Source organism: Caldivirga sp., from assembly GCF_023256255.1.
Classification (GTDB): Archaea; Thermoproteota; Thermoprotei; order Thermoproteales; family Thermocladiaceae; genus Caldivirga.
Genome location: NZ_JAGDXD010000038.1, coordinates 1 through 8,065 on the forward strand (window position 1 = coordinate 1; position 8,065 = coordinate 8,065).

The following is an 8,065-nucleotide window of genomic DNA, read 5'->3' on the forward strand; positions in this document are numbered from 1 at the left end:
ATGACCCACAGGCCATCAAGCTCAGCCAATGGCCGAGGACCAAGCCCCTTAAACATCAGGAGACAAACGAAGAGGTGAAAGTAGAACCATCACTTGGAATTCACACGAGGTTACGTTTAATTAGCATTCACCTTTAAGCCCCTTGGGTGGTGTTACACCCCTCTGTCCAAGGTACTTACCCTGATACTTAGCCTCACCTATGGTTTTAGCCAACACTACGTGGAGGAACCTCATACCTGGCCTTAGAACAACGTAATTACCACTATTATTGATGACCTCAATGGTTATGTTACCTTCAAACCCAGTATCAATTATAGTCGGTGGTACGCCTAAGCCGTATCGGGCTAGGGTGGAGCGTAGGTTGCAGAAGCCTATTATGTCCCTTGGGAATTTAACATACTCCATTGTTGTTAATAAGGCGAAGCTCCTCGGTGGTATAATTATCCTACCATCCTTAGCCTCAACAATACTGAAGAGGTGCCTAGTGGACTCAAGTTCACAGGGATCAATTACCTGATTCTCGAAGGCGTATATTGCGTACTCGTTACCAACCCTCAAATCTAAGCCATTCTCCCTAACCACATCCTCAGTGAAGGGCTCTATGCTTAGGGAGCCATCCTTAATGAGCTTAAGTATCTCACCCCTGGCAAGTATCATTAAACGTACCTTAATGAGTGAACTATTAAAAACTATTACTCAGTGTAAGCTTAATGTTAAAAGTATTAAGGAGGCAAGCTAACCATGGTTAATTCCACTAACCCCGAGCGTAGAAGAATAATGGCTTCATTAGTCCTCGGCGGTGGTGCACTTTTCTTAGGCGCTATGGGGGGATACACGGGTAATAGAGCATTGACGCAGGTTAATGAATTGGAGTCCCACTTAACTCATGTTGAGTCAATTGCCCAAAACTCAGCATCATATATAATTTACCAGGACTCCTACGGTAGGGTTTACGCTAGGAACGGTAACAACGGCAATGTGGATTACGAAGGCTTAGACGCCAGTGATGTTATCCAAAGCGCGGTAAATGCCGTAGCCAATGAGAATACTCAAGGTGTAATATACGTGAAGGCTGGCCAATACTCACTCTCAAGGCCTGTAACATTAAGTTCAGGAGTATCCATAGTTGGCGTCTATCCGGTGAGAAGCAATGTTTACCCAGCACCACCTGACTGGCCTAATAGTGTGATTTACGGTGGCACGGTATTCACTGGTGACGGTACCTTCGATGCCTTAGTTGGAGACAATTTAATAGGCGTAAACCTGATTAACCTGGGCTTTAGGAACTTCAGGAATGCCATTAATGTTGGTTCCCCTAATGCGCTTGGAATCGCTTTCTCAGTAATACGTAACATATTCCTGGATTACCCAACTGAAGCTGGATTAAGGATTACTAACTTTGAGCACCTACTGGTTAATAATATTCAAGGCATACTTAACCCAAGTAGTAAGCTTATGTATTTAATAAACAATAATGGTAATTGGGATGGAGGCAACTCAGTGTTCACCGAGGTCTACGCTGTTGGGAACCCACTATACACTGAGGGTGTTATTCACCTTGAGGCTGTGGAAAATGCCCTGGGATTCATGGTCTTCATAAGGCCTCAGGTCAACATGCTTAATGCTGAGGGTAAGGGTATTGGTATTTTACTTGAGAATAAGACAAGTAGAAGCGATGGGTTATCTAAAGTATCAATGTACGGTATTGATGTTGAGGGACCAGTGGAGGAGGCTCTTAGGCTTGTGGGTGTTCAAGATAGCTTCTTCAACTTCCACTTCTCCTGGTCTGGGCAGGCGTGGACAGTGCACTTAATGGATAACCAGTATGGCGTACCAACGGTCTCCAACATAATAACTGCGCCATTCGGCAGTATCCTTAATGATAGCGCATGGGAGAACATAATCATAATGCCTTGGATAACTAGAATGAGCGCAACACCACCACATACAGCTGGCATCTATGGGTTAACCATTGTTAAACACCCATTAACTGAAGCCACAAGGCCAGCCATATACGCTGGTGACGCATACTCTGTTTTTGACAACATGTACTCCATGTACGAGCCTGGAAGGGCTACTAAGGGTTACGCCACAATACCCCCTGGTCAGGTTAAGGTTACTGTGAAACATGGGTTAAGGTTAAAGCCAACCTACGTACTGTTAACTCCTCAGGCAACCAATGGGAACATACCTAAGGTGGCTGTTGATAACGTTGATAGTGAATCCTTCGATATAGTAATCAATGAACCACAGCAGGGTGAAGTTACGGTATATTACTACGCCGGCACATTCCCACCAATGCCCTCCTCATAATGAAGGACAATTAATTCAAGGCAATAAATCATTTATTAATTTTAGATAGCTTTAGGAGCTAGATTCCTCAGAATTAACCTCAATAACCGGTAGGTTCACCACCGTGGTGTTTTCGGCTGTGGGGTTAACAACGTACGTTACCTTAATGTTAACGTTGTAGGTTCCTGGGGTGAGGTATACCTTGTAGTCATCGTTGTTTAGACTCAGGGTGAAGCTGTGGCTACCTACAGTAACCGTTACGTTGAATACCGAGAACTCGTGGCTCAATAGGTCCTCATGAGCCAGACTGAACTCGTATGTCCCCTCAACGTTAACCTTCATTAGGCCTGAAGCTGAAGTGGAGCCGGATTCACCAACCGTTAAGTTACCTAAATTAAGGTATATTGGCTGTATGCTGAAGTATTCGCCGCCTGATGGGTTAACTATACTGAAGCTTACGTAGGTTAAAGTGTGATCTATGGCTAAGACTACTGAAACCGCCAAAGCCACGGATAAGGCTACTAGCGCTGGTATTAGCTTATTCATACTTAAATTCTACTTAGTGGCTTAATCTATTTAAATACTTCGTAACTGTGAACTTAATTTGCTAATTGGTAGTTTGTAAAAAGATTGAATTGATTTCTGAGATTAATGCGCCTTTGCGTCTGGTTCCGCCGAGAAGTGGGTAGGTTAAGTAAACTGAGGGGGCTGCAATTACATGAATAGGAATAATAATAAAGATCAATAAAGAAGTAGCTAGGATAGAATCTAAGAGTATTACTTATTATAGAGTAGAATCAATAATTGTTAAAATTTAATTTTACTCTAGGTATCTTAATTATTGAATTAGGTTGCACCTTCAATGGCGTCCCTGAAATGTTAATTTCCTTCTCTAAGTCCGTTGAGTTGTATATCAGTAACGTACCATCATTGAGGATTGTCGGGTATAGTCCATTAATGGGTATTGGGTCATATGGCTTACTTAAACTTTCAATACCTGGCCCCAGTAACTCAGTATTATAGATCACATTCTTAATTAGCGTGAAGTATATGTCGCTTTCATTCATCCAGCTACCTGGCGCTGGACTCGTTGAACCTGAGTAACCGATTAAGTAACCGTTACCATACCTTCTCGACCATACTACAGCCTTAACGTCATTCGGCTTATAATCCAGTAATACGTGCACTGTTATTGAGGGGTCATTTATAAGTCTAAATGACCTACCAACACTATAAACCCCAGTTAAATTAACTAGGTTAGTCTTGAATATTACCCTAGATATTCCAGTAACCTCCTCAGTAATCCCTAAGGCATCCTTAAACATTGATGAGTCACCATCAATATCCATTGGTATTGATGAAACTATTGCGACGCCCCCACTCCTAACCCAGTCAAGTATCTTAATCAACGTGTGCTCACTGGTTCTCAATGGGAATTGAATTATGAGGAACCTGTAGTTGCTTAACGCATCATTAATCAGGTATTCGTCAACCAGGTCAAAATCAACAATACTCCTTACATAGTCAAGGCTAAGTATATTAGATTCACTGAACCACCAACCATCAAGCACCCTGGCTAATTGAGAGTAGGCTACGGCAACCTTAACCACTGGTTTATAATCATACCCAATTAAACTCCTATTACTGGTAAGTCTCATGTAGGCTGGTTTAGGTGATACTGATTCCGAAGTGAAGTTAATTAAATTACCTAAATACTCATGAAACGCATGAGCACCACCAGAAATCGCGTTAAACAATCTACCAACAATACCCCTCTCAGTAACGACTGCTGCTGGCTCAGTGGAGTAGTAGGTGCCGTATATTCTTGATGCTGCTGATACTGTCCTAGTTATTAGGAAGTTGTGAATAAAGCTACTAGCCTCGTTAGTTATCCTAACACCAACACCATGCTTAGAAGCGATCTTAACCTGCTCACTGAATAATGAGGCATGTTCAGGTTCATCAACCCCACCAGTCACTAGATAAATGTCAATGCCCTTAATTATTGATGATGCGGTTTTAAGCCACCAATCAGCCCACTTCGACATTGAATCCTTATACCACAGCCAGAAGTCTAATGCAGCTCTCCTTGATGGCGCACTTAATGGTGTAAACGGCTTAACCTCATCTAACGTAGAGTACCTAGTTCCCCAAGCCTCATTAAGCCTATTAATTGAATCATACTTATAAAGCATACTCCTCCTAAAATCAGCCACCGCATAGGGATCACCTGCCCAATAACCCCTATGCCCATGATACTCACCAGGCCAATTACCTATAACTGTTTGTATTGCCTCACCATAATCACCAGATATTCCCACCAATATTGATTCAATATTACTCATTTTGCTTGAGTAATGATTATTGAAGGCGTTAAGGAAACTAGTAATAATATCCTTAAGGTTAGGGTTCCATATTGATTGATTACCGCTTGGTAAACCATGCTCAAGACAAACACTTGTAACAGACTTGTCAGAATTACGGAACCAGTCTGGTGTACTGTACCATGGCCCAATCACTATGAATGGAACCCACCTAATGCCGTACTTCTCCATTAATTCTAAGTCAGAGTCAAAGAGATCAAAAACGTACTTGCCCTCATTAACCTCAACATCCCTCCAAAGAACATATGTTTCAAGGCTAGTAACACCAGCATCCTTAAGCAACCTAAGCAATTCACCAGCATTGGCATGTTTACTAAACCCCTTCTCAATACCCACAACTACGTGCTTAACCACATTACGTTAAGCTCATGTAGTCTTTAAAACTTTAACAAGCACCAATACCCTCAAGCATTCATCAGTAATGCACCATAAATAGGTTCAAGTAATTAAATTAACTATAAGAAAATAATCATTCAAATAGGCGTGCTAAGGCATTGTGTTCACGAATCCTAGTTACCTCCCTTAAAGCCAACTTACGTACAATACTCCTCAACTCCTGGGTTAAAGTAGCCTTACTAACCCCAAGTACCTTAGCTAACTCACTTAGGCTAATGTCCTTAGGCCAATTGAAGTAGCCTAATTCATAAGCCTTCTCAAGCACCTCCACCTCCCTACTCGTTAAGGCTACTTTACGCACCCTAGATGCAGCATCATTAGTGTTAAACCACTTAAACGACTTAACATCAGCCCTCTCCTTAAGCTCATCAAGTAGGTCACTTGGCCTCATGCTGGTTAAGATTAACCAATGCTCCATACCATCATACATGCGCTCATCATACTTATAAGAGTCACTGAGTACCACAAGCTCAGTAATACTACCCTTAAAGTTAGTGAAGAGGTTCACTAAGGCTATTGACCTACCCTTAAACGAGTAGGAATCAATAATCTCAAGATTCCTGATATTGTGGAAGAGCCTAACATTATTAAGAAACTCCTTAAGTGACTTAGCATTACTTGAACTAACCCTAACCATCGCAATAATCCTATCCCTACCAGGTACTGGAGTTGAGGAGATAACATGAACATCAATTCCACTAAACCCACTAGTCAAGGTGGACCAATCATCATGAACCAAAGACACGCTAAAAACACTCCAAACCATTATAAGTTAAAGTTTATTCAGAATTATAAAGTTTATTCAGAGAAACCAAACATGTTCGGCATAAGGAATAAATAAAAGCAAATACTAACTAATTCTATGAACGCTAAATCATACATCCTACTAGCAGTAGCGGTAGTAATGATAATGTTAACTGTATATAGCGTGGATGTAGCCTATGCTCAATATTCGATTTCTCCCATTACTTATGAGGGTAAGTATGAGTGGGTTGTCGCTGCTCAAACACCCATTATTTATGCTCCAGGTACTCCTATATTTAATCCTTATGCACCAAGCAATGTAATAGGTAAACTTAAGCCTTATTCACCGCTAGCTTACTATAATCCACTCACTGGTCAGTTCTATCCTGTTTTGGCTAGGAATTGGACTGTTCAGATTTTGCCTAATGGTTCTGGTATCTTGACTGTTTACCTTAGGCCCGGCTTCTATTGGTTTAATGGTTCAGCTATCTTAGGTGAGTTCACTGCTTGGGATGTTTACGCTGAGTTCTACATTGGAATGAAGGCATTCGGATGGTATGTACCATACATTAACCAATCACTTGCCGACGAAGACATTAGAATCATTAATAACTACACAATACAATTCCTATTCCAAAGATGGTCACCGTGGATACCAACATGGGTGCTTTCAACATGGATGGATGTGCCATATGCAGTATGGAAACCAATAGTTAATGCCTTAAAGCCAATGAATTGGACGCAAGCAATGGCGTTTGGTTCAAACAATATAACTAAATTCGTAGTACCATACTGGGGATTAGGGCCATACTACATGACTTATATAAGTTCAACAGCAGGAAAGTTCAAACTTGATCCTATGTATTTCAATGGTATTCCACTATTAGCTAAGTGGTATGAGATATATCCATTAGCCTCATGGGAATATTACGCACCAATAATAGAGATTGATTGGCTTGGTGGTAATGCGCAAGATATGACCGCCTTCTTGGCTAACAAAGCCAATGCGGGTGCTGTAGGTCTTTCAATGCAACAACAAGAGATATTAAATAAGAGCGGTATATTAGATGCACTCATACCAGTCTATTGGTGGGATGCTGTAGTTATTAATCCTTATCATTACCCATTTAACATGAGGCAGGTTAGGTTAGCATTATGTTATGCTGTGAATACAACTGAAGTAGCTGCATCATGGGGTATACCATCCTATGTACCTAATGACTATATAGTATCTGTTCCAGTCGAGTCTGTTAGCACATTTCCACCAGAGTTGCAAAAGTACATAGAGTTAGGTAAATGCACATATAATTTAACTAAGGCTACTGAGATTCTTGAGAGCTTAGGCTTCAAGAAGATTAACGGATACTGGTATACACCAAATGGAACAAAATTAACGCTGGAATTCGTATCAGGATCAGGGTTTACAGACATGAATACTATGGCTATGAATATAGCTGAGCAACTAAAGGCCTTTGGTATTGATGTAACATTTATAGGTCAAGAGGTTAGTACATGGGTAAGTGTTACCATTTCTGAAGGTGAATTTGAGGCTGCTCCCACATGGCCAATGATTGGTACCTATTTAAGCATGCCTCTATACATGGGAGGCATATGGTGGTGGTGGACTGTTCTCTTCCCATCGCCTAAGGGTATGAGCACACCCTACCCATTCCAGTGGCCTAATGGCACATGTAGCCCAGTTTATATGCCTTCACTGCAGACACCATATGGCGTTAGTTTAAGGATACCTAATGGTACCATTGTATCTTGTGTTAACTCAACACTCGGCTACATAAATTTCACTAATTGGTGGACTGCATTCCAAACTGCTTACCCAGGAACATCAGATTACAATGAATTAATTAAGACATTTTTTGCATGGGAGATCTACTTTGTACCAGCAATACCTTACACATCAAGAAACCTATTCGTGCAATACGCATACTACATGTTTGATCCGAACTATATTTACAAGTGCCTACCACCCTTAGCAACAGAGACATTAATATACCCTATAGTTGTCATGGGTCCAAACTGGGGTTGGAACTCCATGTCAGTATTCTCAACATACTTCGGCGCCTTCGTGCCTAAGGGTGAGATACCACCGTTAGCTGAGGCCATTGCCAATGGCTCACTCTGGACTAATCCTAGGTTACAAGAGATTGCAACATTCCTTGGAATACCACCAAGTCCATCCATTCAACAGTGTGTTGCTTCGTACTTCCATATTCCGTATACTCCAGTAACGT

6 protein-coding genes are annotated in these 8,065 nt (G+C 41.3%); 2 read left to right on the forward strand and 4 right to left on the reverse strand.

The features are described from left to right. Positions 1-120: 120 nt before the first annotated feature. A complete protein-coding gene (gene dcd / locus Q0C29_RS06030; RefSeq protein ID WP_291999758.1) occupies positions 121-657 on the reverse strand; it encodes a dCTP deaminase in 537 nt (178 codons plus the stop codon). 84 nt (positions 658-741) lie between these two features. Between dcd and Q0C29_RS06035 the strand changes: the two genes are divergently transcribed. Beyond that, a complete protein-coding gene (locus Q0C29_RS06035) occupies positions 742-2,313 on the forward strand; it encodes a glycosyl hydrolase family 28-related protein (protein WP_291999759.1) in 1,572 nt (523 codons plus the stop codon). A 51-nt stretch (positions 2,314-2,364) separates the two neighbouring features. Here the strand turns inward: Q0C29_RS06035 and Q0C29_RS06040 are convergent, their stop codons facing one another. The 3 genes from Q0C29_RS06040 to Q0C29_RS06050 all read right to left on the reverse strand — a co-directional run bounded on the left by Q0C29_RS06040 (position 2,365) and on the right by Q0C29_RS06050 (position 5,838). Beyond that, positions 2,365-2,838 (reverse strand): hypothetical protein, encoded by a 474-nt coding sequence (locus Q0C29_RS06040; RefSeq protein WP_291999760.1) that lies wholly within the window; start codon positions 2,836-2,838, stop codon positions 2,365-2,367. Between the two features lie 251 nt (positions 2,839-3,089). Beyond that, a complete protein-coding gene (locus tag Q0C29_RS06045; protein ID WP_291999761.1) occupies positions 3,090-5,030 on the reverse strand; it encodes a beta-galactosidase in 1,941 nt (646 codons plus the stop codon). A gap of 115 nt (positions 5,031-5,145) precedes the next feature. Continuing rightward, positions 5,146-5,838, reverse strand: coding sequence for a helix-turn-helix domain-containing protein (locus Q0C29_RS06050; RefSeq protein ID WP_291999762.1), 693 nt, complete (start codon positions 5,836-5,838; stop codon positions 5,146-5,148). A gap of 96 nt (positions 5,839-5,934) precedes the next feature. On the opposite strand from Q0C29_RS06050, the gene Q0C29_RS06055 reads away from it, so the two are divergent. Continuing rightward, a partial coding sequence (locus Q0C29_RS06055; protein WP_291999763.1) for an ABC transporter substrate-binding protein occupies positions 5,935-8,065 on the forward strand: 2,131 nt, incomplete at its 3' end.

Coding starts and splice junctions, on each gene's coding strand:
- dcd (WP_291999758.1), bottom strand. CDS start 657: ATGATACTTGCCAGGGGTGAGATACTTAAGCTCATTAAGGATGGCTCC.
- Q0C29_RS06035 (WP_291999759.1), top strand. CDS start 742: ATGGTTAATTCCACTAACCCCGAGCGTAGAAGAATAATGGCTTCATTA.
- Q0C29_RS06040 (WP_291999760.1), bottom strand. CDS start 2,838: ATGAATAAGCTAATACCAGCGCTAGTAGCCTTATCCGTGGCTTTGGCG.
- Q0C29_RS06050 (WP_291999762.1), bottom strand. CDS start 5,838: ATGGTTTGGAGTGTTTTTAGCGTGTCTTTGGTTCATGATGATTGGTCC.